We start from the raw sequence: 18,357 nt of genomic DNA, 5'->3' as shown, positions 1-18,357 counted from the left end.
TCGTGAGGCGGGCGTGGGAGCGACGAGGGGTGGTAATTTTTGACCGATGGACGGAAGTCGGGCGCCCGCGAGGGAAGGGCTTGTTTGAACCGACGCAACCGTGCTCAGAGGGAACGGAGATGAGAATCTTGAGAGGCCGGAGGTAATGCGTCGTGTGTCGCGGCGCTCCGGAGTCGTCGTCCCGGGCTGCGTACGCGGAGCGAGCATCCTCCTTGATGGCCAGCCTCGTTGGGCAGAACCCCTCACCATCAAGCAGCACGCTCGATGCGGTGCGCTGCCGCATCGATGAGAGGGCGCGGTAATAACTGGTCGGTGCTGTCGGCGCTGACGGATGTGGCTGCCATCGCGACGGCGGCCGAGCCGCTGCTGGAGACGGAGAGCTTCGGGACGCAGACGGCGTACGATGCGCTGAACCGCCCAACCAGCCTGACCGCCCCGGATGGCCTGACCGCCTCGGATGCGAGCGAGGTCAAGCCCAGGTACAACGAGGCGGGGCTGCTGGAGCGGGTGGAGGCGCGGATTCGAGGCGCGGTGGCGTGGACGACGTTCGTCGACAACATCGATTACGACGCGAAGGGGCAGCGCGAGCGGATCGAGTATGGCAACGGCACCTCGACGGCGTACACGTATGACCCATTGACGTTCCGGCTCTCGCGCCTGAAGACGACGCGGAGCTCGGACAGCGCGGTGCTGCAGAACCTCACGTATGTGTACGACCCGGTCGGGAACATCGTGGAGATCGGGGACAGCGCGCAGCAGACGGTGTTCTTCAACAACGCCGTGGTGTCACCGAGCGCACAGTACGTGTACGACGCGGTCTACCGGCTGATCGAGGCGACGGGGCGAGAGCACGCGGGCGGGCTGTCGGACGCGCCGCGTGACCAGAACGACCTGCCGATTCAGTCGCTGCCGCACGCGAACGACGCGCAGGCGCTGAGGAACTATACCGAGCAGTACGTTTATGACGCCGTGGGCAACCTGCGGAGGATGGTGCACCAGGCGGGCACGGGAAGCTGGACGCGGTGGTATGCGTACGAGGAGACGGCGAACAACCGGCTGACGAGCACGACCGGGGACCCGGCGAACGGGCCGTTCCGCACCTATGTGTATGACGCGCACGGCAACATGACGTCGATGCCGCACATCTTGGCGCTGACCTGGGACGAGAACGACCAGGTGCGGAGCATGGATCTCGACGGCGGCGGCGATGTCCATTACGACTACGACGCTGCGGGGCAGCGCGTGCGCAAGGTCTGGGAGCACAACGGGCTTGTGGACGAGCGCATCTACCTCGGCGGCTACGAGGTGTACCGGAGGCGCAACAGCTCGGGGCTGGTGCTGGAGCGGCAGACGCTGCACGTGATGGATGGCGCGCGGCGGGTGGCGATGGTGGAGACGAAGACGGTGGACACGTCGGGGCCGTTCACGGTGACGCCGCGGGTGCGCTACCAGCTCGACAACCACCTCGGGTCGGCGTCGCTGGAGGTGGACGGGGCAGGGCTCGTGATCGGCTACGAGGAGTATCACCCCTACGGGACGACGGCGTACTGGTCGACCAGCAGCGCGGCGGAGGTGAGCCGGAAGCGGTATCGCTATACAGGGAAGGAGAAGGACGAGGAGACGGGGCTGTACTACCACGGGGCGAGGTACTATGCGCCGTGGCTGGGGAGGTGGACGAGCGCGGATCCGGCGGGCATGGTGGACGGGCCGAATCTGTACACGTACGTATCGGGAAACCCCATTGTGCTTCGGGATCCAACGGGGATGTGGGACGAGCGCGTCGTTCCAGCACCCGCCCCCGGCGTGAAGAAGCCTGACGCGCCACCTCCACCCGGCAAGGACTTTGCTGCACAAAAAGCAGCCGAAGCGGCACGACAGGCCACCGCGCAAGCGGAACGCCTTGGCGCTGAGCTTGGGGGCAAGTTTGGCAAGGCGATCGGTGAGGCCGATGAGGCACTCAAGACGTTGGATAGCCTCACTGCTGGCGCTCTCCCACGTATCTTGAAGTCGAACCCTAAATTCGTAGAGGAGTTGCAGACAGGACTTGCAGAGAAGCTGAACGCGATTCCTGAACTACCTACCTTCACGGACCCGAAGCTTGCCGAGGCGGCGCAGAGAGGCTTCGAAAGGGGGTTCGGAGGCGGCCTTGACGAGGCAAGGGCAAGGGCGGCCGCTGTCAACGTCGCCGCCGGAACAGCTTTGGCACTGGCGCCCGGTGCTGCCGCCGCCATCGAGCGGGCAGGCACGGCCGCCCTGAGAGGGGCGCTGGCGAGGCTCAGGGACATGCCGATATTCCTCCCAGGCGCCGCCGGCGGTGCGGGCGGCTTCCTCCGCGTGCCCAAGCCCCAGATCGCCGAGGCCGCAAGGGGAGCACCCGCGATCACGAAGGGCTCGCAGGTCACCGAACAGACCATCCGTGAGGCAATGAAGGGCGCTCCGCTTTCGTCGCAGCAATCCGGTGGAGTCTCGCTGCCGACCATCCAGCGATACGTGGATAAGCTTCTGGCTGGTGAGGTTGCCCCCGCCATCAAGGTCGATGGCCAGATGATTGTTGACGGCAACCATCGCTACATTGCCGGACGGATTCTTGGACGGGAGCCTGCGATCCAGCCGTGGGCTGGAGGACGGCCCAGTAGTGCTGTTCCATGGGAAACAATACCGATCGATCCGAAAGCATGGCCATGACGACAATCCGATGTGAGACGGGCGATGATGTTGAGGTGGAAGGTTCGACCCTCGTTGGCGCGAAGCTTGTCGGCCTCAACCTGCATCGAGCCCTGCTGGAGCGGCAGGACCTTCGACAAGCAAACCTTTCCGGTTCCGACCTGAGGTCTGCGTGGCTCGATGAAGCCACCCTCGACGATGCGAACCTAGCTGGAGCAAAGATGCCAGCGTGCAGCGCTTCTGGTGCCCGCTTCGTACGAGCCAACCTGACAGGTGCCTTCATGCGGAGCGGCGGGTTCGAGAAGGCCGATTTTACTGGAGCGACGCTTCGTGAAGCTGACGTGGGACGCGCCCGGTTTGCTGGAGCGCTCTTCGCAGGGGCGGATCTCAGGGCAACGGACCTTGCTGAAGCGAACCTGAAGGGAGCGGTTGCGGACAGTGAAACTATTTGGCCCGATGGTTTCGTGCCGGAAGCTCACGGAGTGATCATGAGAACCCGTGCCGACTGAGCCCACTCCCCCCCCACACCGGCTGACTTGTGCTGAACGACCGGCTCCTGCCCCGATGGAGTTGAAGGCGTTCCGGTTCGGTTGTTGTTATTCGCCTTCCCCGAGCGCCCAGTCCATGCGTCTCCGACGGCCCGCGTTGTTGGTGTTGAGCCTCGCCATCGAGCAATGTCCACGTGCCAGGTGAGCGGGCCGAAGATGGGGATGGTGAAGGCTCGAGGCGGATAATAAAGCGGTTCCCAGCGCCGGCACCTGTTGCGAAGACCATCGTTTGCGCCGGACTGATCCAGACCCGTCCGAACTGGCCAGACTGCCGTCAATACGGAGATCGCAAACCTGGTGCGAAGTTTCCTGACTGGACGTTCACTGCGGAATTGGGCAACTAGATGGAGGGACCATGTCGGTTGTTCTGATGACAACTTCACGGCAGGGTGACACCAGGTCGAATCGCCTCGTCCCGGTCGCTGCGCAGGCCACCTTCAAGGAGTTCTGGGTGCCGGCGGCCGAGGCGCTCGGGCTCCAATGGGTCCCCTTGTTCGAGACCGGAATCCCAGTGGAGCGAAGCGACCTGCCGGACGTCATCCGAGAACTCGAGGCTCTGCGCGCCTTGTGGGTCTCGTCAGTGCCGAATCGCGAAGCGATCCTCGAGCGCCTCGATCGGCTCATCGATGAGCTCAACAGGATCAACAGCGCTGACGATGACGTAGAGATATTTGTCGGATAACGTCCAGACACGGCGAGCATGTGCCGAGTCGCATCATCCATGCTTCGGCCCGCAGCCGCGCCCTCAGAGCGTCGTCCCGCCCGCCGCCCGCGCGAGCGCCTGGTCGATCGCCCCCGGGCTGAACCCCACGAGGATCTGCCCCCGCACGTCGATGATCGGGATGCTGCCCCCGCGCTGGTGGCTCTTCGCGAGCTTGTCCTGCATCTCCGCGGCCGCGCCCGCGTCCTCCTCGATGTCCTTCACCACCGCGGCGATCCCCTTCGAGCGCAGGTAGTCCGCGGCCTGGTGGCACGGCTTGCACCACGAGGCGCCGTAGATGATCACCGTGACCCCCGCGAGGTGCTTCGGCGCGCCCGGCGCCCCGGCGCCCGCCGAGCCGCCGGGGCCCGGCGCCGCGGGCGGCGGCGCCGTCTTCGCGATGTGCTCGGCGCGCCGCTTCTCCAGCAGCGACTCCCATTCCCTCCGCGGCATCGTCCGGACCGCATACGTGCCGTCCGGCCGCTTCTGCGTCAGATCCGCGACGTAGAACGCGTCCCGCGTCCCCTCCGTCCGGTCCGAGAGCATGGCGCGCACGAGCGCGCGGCCCTCGGCCGGCACGTCGGTCGGGTGGAGCTCGACGTGCGTGTCGCCCTTCTCGTCGATCCACGTCAGCATCAGGTTCGCCGTGTCGTCGCGGAGCTCGAGCGGCGGCAGCTCGGCGACGGCCTGCGCCGGCGCGGTGCCGTCGTCGCGCTTCTCCTTGCACGCCGGGCCGAGCGCCGCCGCGGCGAGCGCGAGCAGCACCCCCGCGACGCGAGTCCCCCGCGCGCCCCCCGCCCGCCGCTTCACGCCTCGCCTCCCGCCGTCGCCGAGGCCCCGAGCTCCTCGCTGAGCGCCATCCACTCCGCCATCGCCGCGTCGAGGCGCTTCGCGAGCGCCTGCTCCTCGCGCGCCGCCGCCGCGAGCTTCGCCCAGTCGCCGCCCGGGTCCTGCTTGAGCGCCTCGCGCATCTCCGCGAGCCGCGACTCGCCCGCCGCGATCTCCGCCTCCAGCTCCTTGACCCGCTTGCGCTTGCGCTCCGCCGCCCGCGCCGTCGCCTTGTCGCTCTCGAACGCCCGCCGGCGCGCCGCCGCGTCGCCCGCGCCCGCGTCGGCCGGCGGCGGCATCGTCGCGCCGCTCCGCCGCACCGCGCGGCCAGACGCCTTCGCGCCCCGGTCCGCCGCCTCCGCCCGCGGCTCCTCGCGCGGCGGCGGCGCGCTCGCCGCCTTCCGCGCTCCGCGCGCGCCCTTCGCCCTCTCGCCCTCCTCGCGCGCCCGCTCCGCCGCCTCCGCCTCGGCCGCGAGCTTCTCGAGGTTGTCGCGGTAGTCGCGGAAGCCGCCGGGGTAGATGTCCACGCGCCCCTCGCGCACCGCGACGACGCGCGTCGTCACCGCCTCCAGGAACCTGCGGTCGTGCGAGACGAGCAGCACCGTGCCCTCGAAGCCCGCCAGCGCCTCCTCGAGGATCTCGGCTGCGGGGATGTCGAGGTGGTTCGTCGGCTCGTCGAGGAAGAGCAGGTTGCGCGGCTCGAGGAGCAGCTTGCCGAGCGCGAGCCGGCTCCGCTCGCCGCCGGAGAAGCCCTGCACCTTCCGGAGCGCGTCGTCCCCGTAGAACCGGAAGCGCGACAGGTACTGGCGTGTCGCGTCGACGTTCATGTCGGCCCGCACGCTGCGGATCTCCTCGACCGCGGTCCTCGACGGGTCGAGCGAGCCGAGGTGCTGGTCGAAGTAGCCCTGGCAGAGGTTCGTCCCGCGCCGCACGTCGCCCGCGTCCTCGGGCGCGCCCGCGCCGGCGAGCAGCTTGAGCAGCGTCGATTTGCCCGTCCCGTTGGGCCCCACGATGCCGACGCGGTCGCCGCGCCGCAGGAGGAGGTCCACGCCGGAGAAGAGCGTGCGCCCGCCGCGCGAGGCGCCGAGCCCGCGCGCGTCGAGCACGATGTCCCCGCTGCGCGGCGCGGGCGCGAACCGGAACCGGACCCTCTCGGCGGTCGCCCACACGTCCTCGGGCCGGTCGATCGTCTCGAGCTTCTCGAGCATCTTGCGCCGGCTCTGGGCCTGCTTCGTCTTCTGGCCGGCGATGTTGCGCCGGATGAAGTCCTCGGTCTTGGCGACGAACGCCTCCTGCCGCTCGGCGAGCTCCCGCTCCCGGGCGAGGTCCTCCTCGCGGGCGACGGCGTAGTCGCTGTACCTGAGCGGGTAGGCGCGGAAGCTGCGCTGCCCGAGCTCGAACGTGTGCGGGCAGACGGCGTCGAGGAACGCGCGGTCGTGCGAGACGCAGAGGAGCGCGCCGCCGAGGCCCGCGAGGTGCTTCTCGAGCCAGGTGATGGTCTCGATGTCGAGGTGGTTCGTGGGCTCGTCGAGCAGCAAGAGATCGGGCTCGATGGCGAGCACCACGCCGAGCTGCAGGCGCCCGCGCTCGCCGCCGGACAGGCTCGAGACGGGGCGATCCATGTCGGCGGGCGAGAACCCGAGGTGGGCCGCGATGATCTCCACGCGGCGCTCGAGGTCGTCGCCGCCGGCGATGTGGTAGCGGTCGGTGAGATCGCTGAGGCGGGCGAGATCGGCCTCGCTGCCGCTGGCGGCCGCGTGCTGCGCCGCGGTGAGGGCGTGGCGCAGCTCGAGCACCTCCGAGAACCCGGAGAGGAAGGCGTCGAGCACCGTGCCCTGGGCCGCGAGCTCGTGCGACTGCCGGAAGTACGCGAACCGGATCCCCTTGCGGATCACGACCGAGCCCGTGTCGGGGGTGAGCTCGCGGGCGACGAGGCGGAGCAGCGTCGATTTGCCCGCGCCGTTCGGGGCGACGAGCGCGGCGCGCTGGCCTTGCTCCAGGGAGAAGGTGATGCCCTGGAAGAGCCTGTCCGCGCCGTAACCGAAGCTGAGGTCGGCGACCTGGAGGACCGTCATTGCGGCCGAGTTCTAGCATGTGTCCGGCGCGCGCAAGGGCGCTCGGGGCGCGGGGCCCACACCGCGCGGCCCACATCGCGTGGACAGCGTGGATGACCGTGAGCGCTCGCCGCGCGGGCGATGAAGAGGCGGGGGCGCGCCTCGCCCGCCCGGGCGAGCGAGGCGCTCGGGCTCAGCTCTCGGCCATGATCGCCTTCACGGCCGGGCGCTCCATGATGCGGCCGAGCCATCCCTTCAGGTTCTTCAGCTCGGAGATGTCGATCTTGGCCGCCTGAAGGCCCCAGCCGAGCACGGACGCGAGGTCGAGATCCACCAGGGTACAGCGCTCGCCGGTGACGTACTGGCGGCCGTCGAGGCGGCCGTCGAGGATGCGGAGCAGGCCGCGCGCCTCGGTCATCGCCGCCTCGGCCTGCTTCGCGTCTTGCTGCTCCTTGGGGAACCAGTCGCTCGTGTTCTTGATGTAGCGGAACAGGGCGCTGGTCAGGTTGACCTGGCCCCAGAGGAGCCACGTCAGGGCCATCAGCTGCTCGGGCGAGCCGGGGGCCGGCCACAGGCCCTTCTCGACGCCGTAACGCTCGCCGAGGGCGATCTGGATCGCCACCGACTCGAACATCGGGGTGCCGTCGATCACGAGGGTCGGCACCTGGCCATTGGGGTTGAGGGCGAGGAACTCCGGCTTCTTCTGGTCGCCGGCGCGCAGATCGACCCGGACGGCCTCGTGGGGGACACCGAGCTCGGCGAGCGTCAGGCGGATGCGCCCAGCGCTCGATTGGGGGGAGTAATAGAACGTGATGGTCATGGTTCGTCTCCGGCGCCCCTTGTAGTGGATCCGATTCGCCGCCGTCACGCTCATCGTGCATGGGACCGCCAAGTTTCCTCGGGGCCCCGTCGAAACAGCGATGTTCCCACTTTGTCATGGGGAGCAAGAAATCGACAGAATCGGGCGGGGAGCGCGGGTGAGCGAGGGGGGTCGCTCAGGCGCCGATCGGCGTGAACGCGAAGAGGACAGTCGTCAGGACAACACGAGCGCTTCTTCTCTCCGGCCGTCTTCACGGTTTCACCACGCCCTCTCCGCGCGAAGCACAGATCTCGAACGACCGGACCCGATCCCGGCGCGGTGACATCACGTCAGTTCTCCCCAGCGGCGCATCCGTCGCGATGGTGTCGTATCCTGCTGCACCGGAGCAGATCTTTCCTGTTGCGGGCGAAGAGGGGAGCGCGCCTCGCTCCCGCGGCACCGTCCTTGCCCGCAGCGGGGGCGCCGCGCCCCGCGCACTGCACTGGAGGCGCGCTCTGGAAGGAAAACACGATGCGCAAAATGCTTCTTCACTTTCACGTCGTTCCGATCCTCCTTGCCCTCGCCGGCGGCTGCTCCGGCGAGAGCAACCTGCAGCCCGACACCGGCGGCACGCAGACGGGCGGCACGCAGACCGGCGGTACGCAGTCGGAGCAGCCGCCGGGGCCGCTCGGGCCCGAGCAGCAGGCGGAGCTCAGCGCGCTGCTCGACGAGAAGGAGTCCTCGGCGAACATGACCGCGGAGGACTTCGCCTCGAGGTACGCTGTCCCGTTCGCCTCGGGCCTGCCCTACGCGCCTGCGGACGCCGAGGGCCTCTCGGTCGTCCAGAGCACCTCGCTCGCCCTCGACCAGGACGAGCTCGCGAAGCTCTCCGCGAACGGCTTCGTCATCTCGGAGAAGAAGACCTTTCCGACCTTCGCTTACGGCTACGCGAGCATCTACGCGCTCGACCTGCCGCTCTACGTCTCCGCCGACTCCATCCTGTACGCGGTCCACCGCTCGTACGACGCGATCCTGAAGGGCGTGGAGCTCGCCGCGCTCGCGCCCGAGCTAGGGGCGATGCTCGAGGAGATGCGCGCGCAGCTCGCCGCAGGGGCCGGCGGCGAGCTCGGCGCCGAGGCGCGCGCCGACGCCGACCTCTTCACGGCCGTGGCGCTCTCGCTGCTGAACGACGCGCCCGTCGCGCCCGTGGCGGGCGCCGACGCCGCGAAGATCGACGAGCTCGTCGCGGGCGCCAAGGCCCACCAGGGCGCGGGCGACGTGCGCCTCTTCGGCTCCGAGCGGATCATGGACTTCTCGCAGTTCGAGCCCCGCGGCCACTACACCGACTCGCCGGCGCTCCAGCGTTACTTCCGCAGCATGATGTGGCTCGGCCGCGTCGACTTCCGCTTCCTCGAGACCCAGCAGGACGGCACGCAGGTCCTGCAGCGGCGGCAGCTCGAGGGCGCCTATGTGCTGCGCGCCCTCGCCGACGAGACGACCCTCGCCCGGTACACGCGCATCGACGACGCGGTCCAGGCCTTCGTCGGCGAGAGCGACACCATGACCCTGCCGGAGCTCGACGTCCTGCTCGCGGACCTCGACCTCGCCGACGCCGCCGGCCTCGCCGGGCTCTCGGACGAGCAGATCATCGACGTCGTGGTGAAGAAGGGCCACGGGACGCAGCGGATCTCGAGCCACATCATGATCAACGGCCTCGGCAAGGGCACGATGCCCCTCTCGTCGAGCTTCGCGCTGCTCGGCCAGCGGTACGTCGTCGACTCGCACGTCTTCTCGAACGTGGTCTACGACCGGGTGAAGGGCGGCACCGTCAAGCGCATGATGCCGAGCCCGCTCGACGTGGGCTTCGCCGCGCTCGGCAACGATCAGGCGGGCCTGTTGCTCGCGCCCGAGCTCGGGCAGTTCCCCTACGCGCCGGACCTGCACATGATGCGCGTGCTCGTCGACGCGCACCCCGGCGACTTCTGGAGCAAGAACATCTACAATCACTGGCTCGGCGCGCTGCGGGAGCTGTCGCCGTCGAAGGCGCTCGCCGACAACGCGGGGCTGCCGGCGGTGGCGAAGACCGAGGCGTGGGGCCGGCGCCTCCTGAACACCCAGCTCGCCTCGTGGGCCGAGCTCCGGCACGACACGCTGCTCTACGCCAAGCAGTCGTACACGAGCGGCGCCACGTGCGAGTTCCCGGACGCCTACGTCGACCCGTACCCGGCGTTCTTCGCGCGCATCGCCGATCTGGCCGAGCAGGGCGCCCGCGTGGTCGAGACGCTCGATCTGTCGGGCGGGCCGTCGCTGCCGGGCGCGCCGTCGTCGTCGCTGCTGGAGCAGCGGGTGCCGGCGTACTTCGCGCTCCTGCAGCGCGTCGCGCGGACGCTCGGCGAGATGGCCGAGAACGAGCGCGCCGGGGTGCCCCTCACGGCGGAGCACCTCGATTTCATCAACCAGGCCGTCCGGATCCAGAGCGGCTGCGGCTCGGACGTGGGGGCGGATGGCTGGTACGCCGAGCTCTTCTTCGACATGTCCCAGACCGTGATCCAGGACCCGACGATCGCCGACGTGCACACGCAGCCGACCGACGCGGGCGGGGCGCCGGTCGGGCGCGTGCTGCACGTGGGCACCGGCCTGCCGCGGCTCATGGTCGTCACCGCCGATCCCTGCGGCACGCCGCGCGCCTTCGTCGGGCTCGCCTCCTCGTACTTCGAGAAGATCACCGGGGACTTCCAGCGCATGACCGACGAGGCGTGGGCCGACGAGCTTCACCAGGCGACGCCTGACGACGTCGCCTGGATGAAGGACCTCGTCTCCCGCTGAGCCTGCTCGGGGGAAGCGCGCCGGAACGATTCCACTTCGCTGGAATTGTGTCGTGTTGTGCCGGCGCGTCAGGGTGATCATGGTTTGTCTGCCCGCTCGGTTCGAGGCGCGAACAGACCGTCGTGTACACATCTCCATTGCAATTTTGCATCGGGCTCTGCGATAGCTGAACAAGGGGGATCGCTGGCGCTGCCGCCCGGTGCAGGGGAGAGACCGGGCGAGCGAGCGCTCGCGGGAACGCGCATGATCAGCCTGTCCGAGTACGCGCTCACGGACGTAGTTCACGAGGGTAGAAGCGTCGTTGTTCACCGCGGCTACCGGAAGCAGGACGGCGCGAAGGTCATCGTCAAGCGGCTGAAGGCCGAGCTCCCCGATCCTACAGAGCTCGCGACGCTGCGGCACGAGCACGCGATCCTCAGGGATCTCGCGATCGCCGGTGTCCCGAGGGTTCATGGGCTCGCGACGTCCGAGCGTGGCGTGGCGCTCGTCATGGAGGATACCGGCGGGCGGGTGCTCTGCGACATCCTGCGTGAAACAGGCCTCGATCTCCGGACCACGCTGGAGGTCGCCATCGCCCTCGCGGCCATCCTCGAGTCCCTCCATCAAAGGCGCATCGTCCACAGGGACGTCAAGCCGCACAATGTCCTCCTCGATCTGGAGTCGAAGGCGATCAGGCTCATCGATTTCGGCATCTCGGCGCGCCTCGTCCAGGAGATCCAGGCGATCGGCAGCCCTGAATCACTGGAAGATACCCTCGCGTACATCTCGCCCGAGCAGACCGGCCGCACGAGTTGCCTCGTCGATCACCGCTCCGACCTCTACTCCCTCGGCGTCACGCTGTACGAGATGCTCACGAGGTCTCTGCCTTTTCGAGCGGTCGACTCTGTGGAGCTCGTGCACTGCCACATCGCGAGGACACCGGCCTCGCCGTGCAAGGTGTCGCCCGACGTCCCCAGGGCGGTGTCGGACATCGTCATGAAGCTCTCAAGGAGATACGGCACGCCGTCGCGCACCTGCGCGGAGGGTACTTCATCGCCGGCAAATCCGATCAGCTCGACCGGAATGTCCCGTATGCCCCTTTTCAGCAGGCGCTCCGGGAGCTGATCCGGCAGATCATGGTGGAGCCGGCGGAGGCGCTGACGCGCTGGAGAGACAGGATCACGGCGGCGCTCGCGGAGAACGGGCAAGTGATGGTCGATCTCGTCCCCGAGCTCTCATGGCTGATCGGGCCGCAGCCGAGCGTACCGGAGCTCGGGCCGACCAGCTGCCGGAGGTGGGCGAGCAGGTCGCGGCGATCGTCGAGGCGGAGCTCGCGGAGGTGCAGGCCGGCCTCGGCGGGCGCCGGATCGAGGAGCTCATCGACGCGCCCCTGATGACGGACCCGGACAAGCGGGCGCTCATGAAGTTCCTCGTCGTCATGCTCAACGCCGCGTATGCGTCGAAGAACCCGCTCTTTCCCTTCCTCCTCGCCAGGCAGGTCAACCTCTCCCTGAAGTACGGCCACTCGGACGGGTCGGCGAGCGGCTATATCACGTATGGGTTCTTCTTCTCGGTGGCCCAGGCGCGCTTCCGGGAGGGGTATGCGTTCGGCAAGCTCGCCATCGATCTCAACGACAAGCTCAACAACCCCGAGATGGTCTGCAAGCTGAACTCGCAGTTCGCGATGTTCATCCATCGCTGCAGGCACATCCGCGAGGCGCTCCCGTACTTCGAGCGGGCCTACGACGCCGGCGTGCAGTCCGGCGACTTCTTCCTGCCCTATGCCTGCTTCCAGATGGCCGACGCGCGGCTCGCCCTCGGCGAGGAGCTCGGGAACGTAGGCGAGGTGATCGCGAAGCTCCTCGCGCTCGTGCAGCGGCTCAAGGACAGCCCGAGCGCGGCGACGCTGCAGATCATGCTGCAGATGGTCGCGAACCTCACGGGACAGACCAAGAGCCGAGACACCCTGAGCGACGACACCTTCGATGAGGCCTCCTTCGCCGCGACGCTGGGGGACACGCCGCTCGCCGCGCTCTGGTACCACGTGACCAAGGCCCAGCTCGCGTTCCTCTACGAGGACCCGCAGGGGGCCCTTGCGCACGCAGATCTCGCCGCGCCGATGATGGCCCTCGCCGGAGCCATGCCGATCGTGGACATGCTCCCCTTCTACACCGTGCTCTCGATGCTCGCGCTGCCGGACGCGGCCGAGCGGGAGCGGCGCGGCGCCGCGATCGCCGCGCACGAGGCCCGGCTCTCGCTCCTCGCGGCGAGCTGCCCCGAGAACTACCGGCACCGCCATCAGCTCGTGCTCGCCGAGGTGGCGCGCGTGGCCGGGAAGGAGGTCGAGGCGATGGCGCGCTACGACGAGGCGATCTCCGGCGCGCGCCAGGGCGGGTTCGTCCACGAGGAGGCGCTGGCGAACGAGCTGTGCGCGAAGTTCCTCGCGGGCGCAGGAAAGGTGAAGGCGGCGCGCGTCCACATGAGCGAGGCGTACGACGCCTATCGGCGCTGGGGGGCGATCGCGAAGGCGTCGCACCTCGCGGAGCATCATCCCCGTCTCCTCCAGGAGTCCGCGGCGCCGCCGTCAGGCGAACGGTTGACGTCGGTGTCGCTGCCCACCACCACGTCGAAGAGCGCGGCGCTCCTCGACGCGACGACGATCCTCAGGGCAGCGCAGACCATCTCCGGCGAGCTCGTGCTGGATCGCGTGCTCGAGCGCCTGATGGGGCTCGTCCTCGAGAGCGCCGGCGCGCAGCGGGGCGCGCTGCTGCTCGCGCGCGAAGGCCAGCTGCTCGTCGAGGCGACCGCCACGGTCGAGCCGAGCAGCGTGCTCGTGGGCCTCTCGCTCCCCCTCGATCAGAGCGGCGACGTCGCCCAGGCGGTGGTGCGCTACGTGGCCAGGACCAAGGAGCCCGTCATCCTGAACGCCGCCGCGCAGGACAGCCGCTTCGCCGCCGATCCGTACGTCATCGCGCGCCGCCCGCGCTCCGTCCTGTGCGTCGCGCTCTCTCACCGGGGCCGCCTCACGGGCGTGCTCTACCTGGAGAACAACGCGGCGTTCGGCGCGTTCACCGCGTCGCGGCTGGAGGTGTGCGAGATGCTGTCGTCGCAGGCGGCGATCGCGGTGGAGAACGCGCTGCTCTACGCGAAGGTCGAGGCGGCGAGCGCCGAGCTGCGGCGCGCCAACGAGGGGCTGGAGGGCGAGGTCGGGCGCCGGACCGCCGAGCTGCGGGAAGCCAACGAGCGGCTCGCGCGCGAGCTCGTGGAGCGCGAGCGCACGGAGACGATGCGCACGGCGCTCCAGGAGGAGATCCTGCGGGTCAAGGACGAGCGGCTCGCGGAGATGTCGACGCCGCTCATCCCGATCTCCGATCGGGTCGTGGTCATGCCGCTCGTCGGGACGGTGGACCCGCCGCGGGCGCTCCAGCTGATGGCGACGGCGCTGGAGGGCGTCCAGGCGAGGGGCGCCGGCGTCGTGATCATCGACATCACCGGCGTGAAGCTGGTCGACACCGAGGTCGCGAGCCTTCTGATCCGCACCGCAGACGCGCTGAAGCTGCTCGGCGCCCGCGCGGTGCTCACCGGGATCAGCCCCAGGGTGGCGCAGACGCTCGTGGCGATGGGCGTCGACCTCGGCCGCATGGTGACGAAGCAGGCGCTCCAGAGCGGCATCGCCTACGCGATGGGGAGACCCGCCGCGGCATAACGCGCGCTCGCGCGACGCCGCCGCGGCGATCTCGCCCGCGGTCGGACCACCGGTCTCCGGATGATGCAACGCGTTATGCTGCTGCGGCCGCCGCCAGGAACGCCTGCGAGAGCTCCGACGGCGCCGGCAGCGCCGAGCTCGCGAGCCCTCGCCGCGCCACCGCGAGCCAGCGCATCGGGTCGGCGACCGCGCCGCTCGCGATCGCCGCGAGCAGGCGGCGGCGCATCCAGTCCTTGCGGCGGTAGAAGCTCGTGCCGTGCTCGGCCGTCGGGCGCGGGACGTAGCTCGCCAGCGAGACGTGCGTCTTCTCGTGGAGCAGGAGATCCGCCAGCGCCGTGAAGGCGACCGCGTCGTCGCGCAGGAGCACCGCGGTGAGCAGCGCCCGCACCCGCGCCGACGCGAGGTTCACGCTGATCCCGCTCCCGTCGGTGTGCGCCATCTCGTCGGGGCCGTAGAGGTCCTGGTGCACCCAGATCGGCGACGCCGGGAGGTCCGCGGACTCGGAGATCGCCGCGTCGAGCCGCTCGATGATCGTCATGGCCGCGGCCACGGCGCGGACGCCGGGCACGTCGATCGCGGTCTTGAGGAGCGCCTCGCGCGAGGTGCGGGGCATCGGGCACGGCGCGGCGCCCGGCGCCCGCGGAGGCGCCCCGGCGGCGGCCTGGAGGGGCTGCGACGCCGCGCCCTCGCTCGCGAGGCGCCGCCAGAACGCCTGGGCGAGCGGCTCGTCGAGCGCGAGGTACACGAGATCCCCGGGCCGCACGCCGGCGGTTTCCCGCCCCACGGCGGCCTCCGGCCCCGGACCGGAGGCGCCGAGCGGCCAGCGGGCGGTGCTGCGGACCTGGCTCGACGACAGCGACAGCGCGGCCTCGAGGGGGCGGAGCGCGCCGGTCCGGTGCGCCTGGAGCAGCTCGCGCAGCGTCAGCGGCGCGCTCCGGTACTGGACCTGGCCGAGCGGGGAGAGCGCCGCCCCCGAGGGCCGCTGGCCGGAGTCGACGACGATCGACCGGAAGAGGGGCGCGTCGAGCAGCCCGCTCGCGAAGCGGATGACCTGCTCGGGCGCCGCCACCGTGGGGGTGCGCGCGACCGGATCGAGCTCGTCCACCGCCTGCGCGGACGCGATCGTGATGCTCTCGCCGAGCAGCGCCGCGTGGAGGAGCCGGTCGAGGACCGAGGAGAGGCGGTGATCGACCGCGCGCAGGAGCTCGCGGTCGTACAGGGCGTCGCGCAGGACGAACCGCTCGAAGGCCGCGACGAGCGCCGCCTCGACCGCCGTGGACGCGGTCGCCGCGACCGCCGAGCGGCCCTTGTTGAGCGGCACGCCGAGCGGCAGCTCCGCGACCAGGCCGAAGCCCGCCGCCGTGATCGCCCGCGCCAGCTCGCGGTGAAGCCCGAGCTCGGGGCCAGGGAAGGGATCGATCCGCGTCGCCACCGTGAGCCCCTTCTGGGTGATCGTGAGCTGCGGCTCGATGCCGTCGCCCCGGCCGACGAACAGCTCGACCGCGCCGCAGAGCTCGCCCGACGGCGGGAGACGGAGCGGCACCTCCGCGGCGCGGCGGAGGCGCCCGCGCGCCGTGTTGACGAGCGCGCCGTCCACGTAGATCCGCGCGACGGTCGCGTCGACAAGCCCCACCGCCGCGGTGACCTCCGCGGCGAGCGCGGGCCGCGAGATCGGCTGCGCGAGCGACAGCCTCACCGAGGTGCCCGTCGTCGGGCGGCGGGGCGGCTCGGAGGCGCGCTCGTCAACACGGCGCGCAGGGGCGCCCGCGCGGGCGCCGTCCGCGTACGGCGCGGGCGGGGGGCGGGGCAGGGACAGGAGCGTCCACGAGAAGTCCTCGTAGGGCGGCCCCCCGCCGAGCGGCGCGACGAGCAGCCGGTGCCCGCCCGAGGGCGTCGCCGTGACCACCTCGATCCACGGCGCGATCTCGAGCACGGAGAAGAAGCCTATCCCGTGCTCGCCGATCGCGTCGGGCTCGCCCGCCTTGCCGCTCCGGAAGGGCACGAGCAGGTCGGCGAGGAGCTCGGTCCGGCTCATGCCGCGGCCTTGATCGGTGACCGAGATCTCGCGCCCGTCCTCGGACGAGCGGACGTCGATGCGGGCGCCCGGCGGCGACGCGTCGAGCGCGTTCTGGAGCAGCTCGCGGAGCGGGCCGATCCGCGACGACGCCTGCGCGTAGATGGTGCGGGAGAGGATGCGCTGCGCGAGGTCGGGCACCGTCGCCTCGCCGCGGCAGGCGGCGACGAGCGCGAGGCGCTCCGCGCTGCTCGCCTGCAGGTAGGCCTCGGCGCGCCCGTGGATCCGCACGAGCAAGAGCTCCGAGAAAAGCCCGTACGAGATCTGGGTCATGGCTCGCCTCCAGACGTCCTTTCGCCGGGCCGGGGCGCCGCGAAGGCCGTCCCGTCCACGGGTTCGCCGACGATGAGATCGCGCTCGAGATCGGCCTCGCGCACCCCGGAGGCCCGATCGAAGGCGGCCCGCAGCGCGTACCAGTCGCTCCAGCCCGAGGGACGCCGCATCGCCGCGCTGTCGTCGCGGATGAGCAGGAGCCGGCGCGTGCCGAGGCACGGCAGCGGCCCCGCCGGCCGCCGCCCCGGCGCGTCGGGGAGCGGCGGCGCGCCCGGCGCCCGGCGCGCCGCCGCGCCCGCGCCGCGGTCCGGCTGGAGCCGGCTCCGGCAGAGGGCGACCATCGTCGTGTGCGGGCTCGTCGCCCGCGCGACGAGCAGCGGCAGCCCAGAGAGGTCGCCGCGGCGCCGCGCCAGGGCCGAGAGCGTCTCCGGCGGGTCGATCTCGAGCTCGTCCTCGAGCAGCTCGCGCTCGCCGGGCAGGTGCGGCTGCCACTCGCGCTCCGCCCAGAAGCTCTCCGGCACGAACAGCCGCTCCGCCACGCTCGGCCCGAGGAACCCGAGCAGCGCCTCGCGCCGCTCGGGGGTCACCATGCAGCGCCCGGGGCCGAGCAGGGCGTGCGCGAGATCGAGGGCGACCTCGTCCCAGCCCGCGGATTGCAGCATGAGCGCGCTGATCTGGGCGGCCATCTCGGCGAGCCTGTCGCGCGTGCGCCGGCCCTCGCCGCTCGCCGCGGCGAGCTCGATGAGGCGCCGGTAGAAGGCCGTCGCGACCGCGGTGAACTCGGGCCCGACCTTGAGCGCGTCCCGCCCCTCGGTCAGCTCCACGGCGGCCGGGAAATCGATGAGCGCGAGCTCGGCGAGGGCGAGGCAGGCGTCGACCTTGACCCCGGCATGGAAGGTGGCCGCCGAGATGCTCGGGAGCAGCCCTCGCCCGCCGACGTGGAAGCGCGCGAGGAGCGCGTCGCCGAGGTGGGTCCGCGCCTCCAGCGCGGCCGCGCCGGGGGGCTGGGGCGCGACAGCGACCCGCTCCTGGATGAGCTGCCCGCCGGAGATCAGCCGGCCGTCGTTCACGGCCGCGCCGTCGAGCAGCACGAGGGCGCGGCTCGCGGGGAAGAAGTGGAGCGCGTCGCGCAGGTACGCGCGGACCGTGGCCGTCTCGAGCAGCGCCGAGGTGACGCGCACGCGCGTCCCCAGCAGCGGCGCGATCCGGCGCACCGAGCACATCAGGGCGGCGGTGAGCTCGGGCGACGCGCGGCCGCGGGCTTGCCCGAGCTCCTCCGAGGCGCTCGCAGGCGCGCTGCCCGCGTCGCCCGCGCTGGGCCAGGCCACGACGCGGATCGCCCATCCCTCGACGCCGTCGCCGGTGGTGACGTGCAGGCTGAAGCTCTCCGGATCCGAGAGCCCCAGCCCGAGCACGGAAAAGAACCCGACCCCGAACCGGCCGAGATCGATCCCTGGCCGCTTGTCCGTCGCGAACGGGATGAGCAGCCGTGAGAGGATTGCCCGGAGCCCCATGCCGGCGCCGGCGTCGCTGACCTCGACGCGCCCGTCGGTGACGGCGACGTCGACGACGGGCTGCGGCGCGCGGGCCGCGTCGGCGGCGTTGAGCACGAGCTCGATGAGCGGCCGGAGCGGATGCCCGAACTGCCGGCAGATCTCCTCGTCGAGGATCTTGAGCAGGTAGGCGCGGTCGATGGGCGGCTCCGCGAGGTCGCGCTGCCCCGCGCACAGCGCCTCGAGCGCGGGGCGGTGCAGGCCGACGGCGACGAGCTCGTGCAGCGCCCCCAGAAAGTACAGCCCGGCGTCGCCCGGCAAAGGCGGGGCGCGTCGGTCGCCGCCCCCGTCACCCCCCGCTCCGTAGTGCGCGTGCACGCTCGACTGCTCCCCCTCACGCCCGCCCTCGACAT

At 70.8% G+C, this 18,357-nt stretch carries 11 protein-coding genes; 6 read left to right on the top strand and 5 right to left on the bottom strand.

Going from position 1 to position 18,357, the window contains the following annotated elements:
* Window positions 1-312: 312 nt before the first annotated feature.
* The 3 genes from WMF39_RS34835 (at window position 313) to WMF39_RS34825 (ending at window position 3,894) form a co-directional block, all read left to right on the top strand.
* Window positions 313-2,685, top strand: coding sequence for an RHS repeat domain-containing protein (locus tag WMF39_RS34835; RefSeq protein ID WP_437740781.1), 2,373 nt, complete (start codon window positions 313-315; stop codon window positions 2,683-2,685).
* A complete protein-coding gene (locus tag WMF39_RS34830; RefSeq protein WP_437740780.1) occupies window positions 2,646-3,173 on the top strand; it encodes a pentapeptide repeat-containing protein in 528 nt (175 codons plus the stop codon). Before WMF39_RS34835 ends, WMF39_RS34830 begins: the two co-directional genes overlap by 40 nt.
* Window positions 3,174-3,567: 394 nt before the next feature.
* On the top strand, window positions 3,568-3,894 hold the full coding sequence (locus WMF39_RS34825; protein ID WP_437740779.1) for a hypothetical protein: 327 nt from the start codon (window positions 3,568-3,570) through the stop codon (window positions 3,892-3,894).
* 63 nt (window positions 3,895-3,957) lie between these two features.
* Here the strand turns inward: WMF39_RS34825 and WMF39_RS34820 are convergent, their stop codons facing one another.
* From WMF39_RS34820 to WMF39_RS34810, 3 genes are all read right to left on the bottom strand, one after another.
* Window positions 3,958-4,722: a glutaredoxin domain-containing protein gene (locus WMF39_RS34820; RefSeq protein ID WP_437740778.1), complete on the bottom strand. Its 765-nt coding sequence runs from the start codon at window positions 4,720-4,722 to the stop codon at window positions 3,958-3,960.
* A complete protein-coding gene (locus WMF39_RS34815) occupies window positions 4,719-6,815 on the bottom strand; it encodes an ABC-F family ATP-binding cassette domain-containing protein (RefSeq protein WP_437740777.1) in 2,097 nt (698 codons plus the stop codon). Before WMF39_RS34815 ends, WMF39_RS34820 begins: the two co-directional genes overlap by 4 nt.
* 172 nt (window positions 6,816-6,987) lie before the next feature.
* On the bottom strand, window positions 6,988-7,614 hold the full coding sequence (locus WMF39_RS34810; protein WP_437740776.1) for a glutathione S-transferase family protein: 627 nt from the start codon (window positions 7,612-7,614) through the stop codon (window positions 6,988-6,990).
* A gap of 510 nt (window positions 7,615-8,124) precedes the next feature.
* Here WMF39_RS34810 and WMF39_RS34805 point away from each other — a divergent pair.
* The 3 genes from WMF39_RS34805 (at window position 8,125) to WMF39_RS34795 (ending at window position 14,104) form a co-directional block, all read left to right on the top strand.
* Entirely contained in the window at window positions 8,125-10,419 is a 2,295-nt protein-coding gene (locus WMF39_RS34805; protein ID WP_437740775.1) for a DUF3160 domain-containing protein, read from the top strand.
* 243 nt (window positions 10,420-10,662) lie between these two features.
* Window positions 10,663-11,523 carry a serine/threonine protein kinase gene (locus WMF39_RS34800; protein WP_437740774.1) on the top strand — a complete coding sequence of 287 codons (861 nt, stop codon included), beginning with the start codon at window positions 10,663-10,665 and terminating at the stop codon, window positions 11,521-11,523.
* Window positions 11,524-11,635: 112 nt separating this feature from the next.
* The gene (locus WMF39_RS34795; RefSeq protein WP_437740773.1) at window positions 11,636-14,104 is read left to right on the top strand and encodes a GAF domain-containing protein; all 2,469 of its coding nucleotides are present in this window, start codon (window positions 11,636-11,638) and stop codon (window positions 14,102-14,104) included.
* Window positions 14,105-14,177: 73 nt separating this feature from the next.
* Here the strand turns inward: WMF39_RS34795 and WMF39_RS34790 are convergent, their stop codons facing one another.
* On the bottom strand, window positions 14,178-16,451 hold the full coding sequence (locus WMF39_RS34790) for an ATP-binding protein (protein ID WP_437740772.1): 2,274 nt from the start codon (window positions 16,449-16,451) through the stop codon (window positions 14,178-14,180).
* A complete protein-coding gene (locus tag WMF39_RS34785) occupies window positions 16,448-18,322 on the bottom strand; it encodes an ATP-binding protein (RefSeq protein WP_437740771.1) in 1,875 nt (624 codons plus the stop codon). The genes WMF39_RS34790 and WMF39_RS34785 overlap by 4 nt, the downstream gene beginning before the upstream one ends.
* Window positions 18,323-18,357 lie beyond the last annotated feature (35 nt).

Origin of the sequence: Sorangium sp. So ce1504, assembly GCF_051521635.1 — a bacterium.
In the GTDB taxonomy this organism is placed as follows: Bacteria; Myxococcota_A; Polyangia; order Polyangiales; family Polyangiaceae; genus Sorangium; species Sorangium cellulosum_B.
This window is presented reverse-complemented; position numbering and strand designations above follow the sequence as displayed.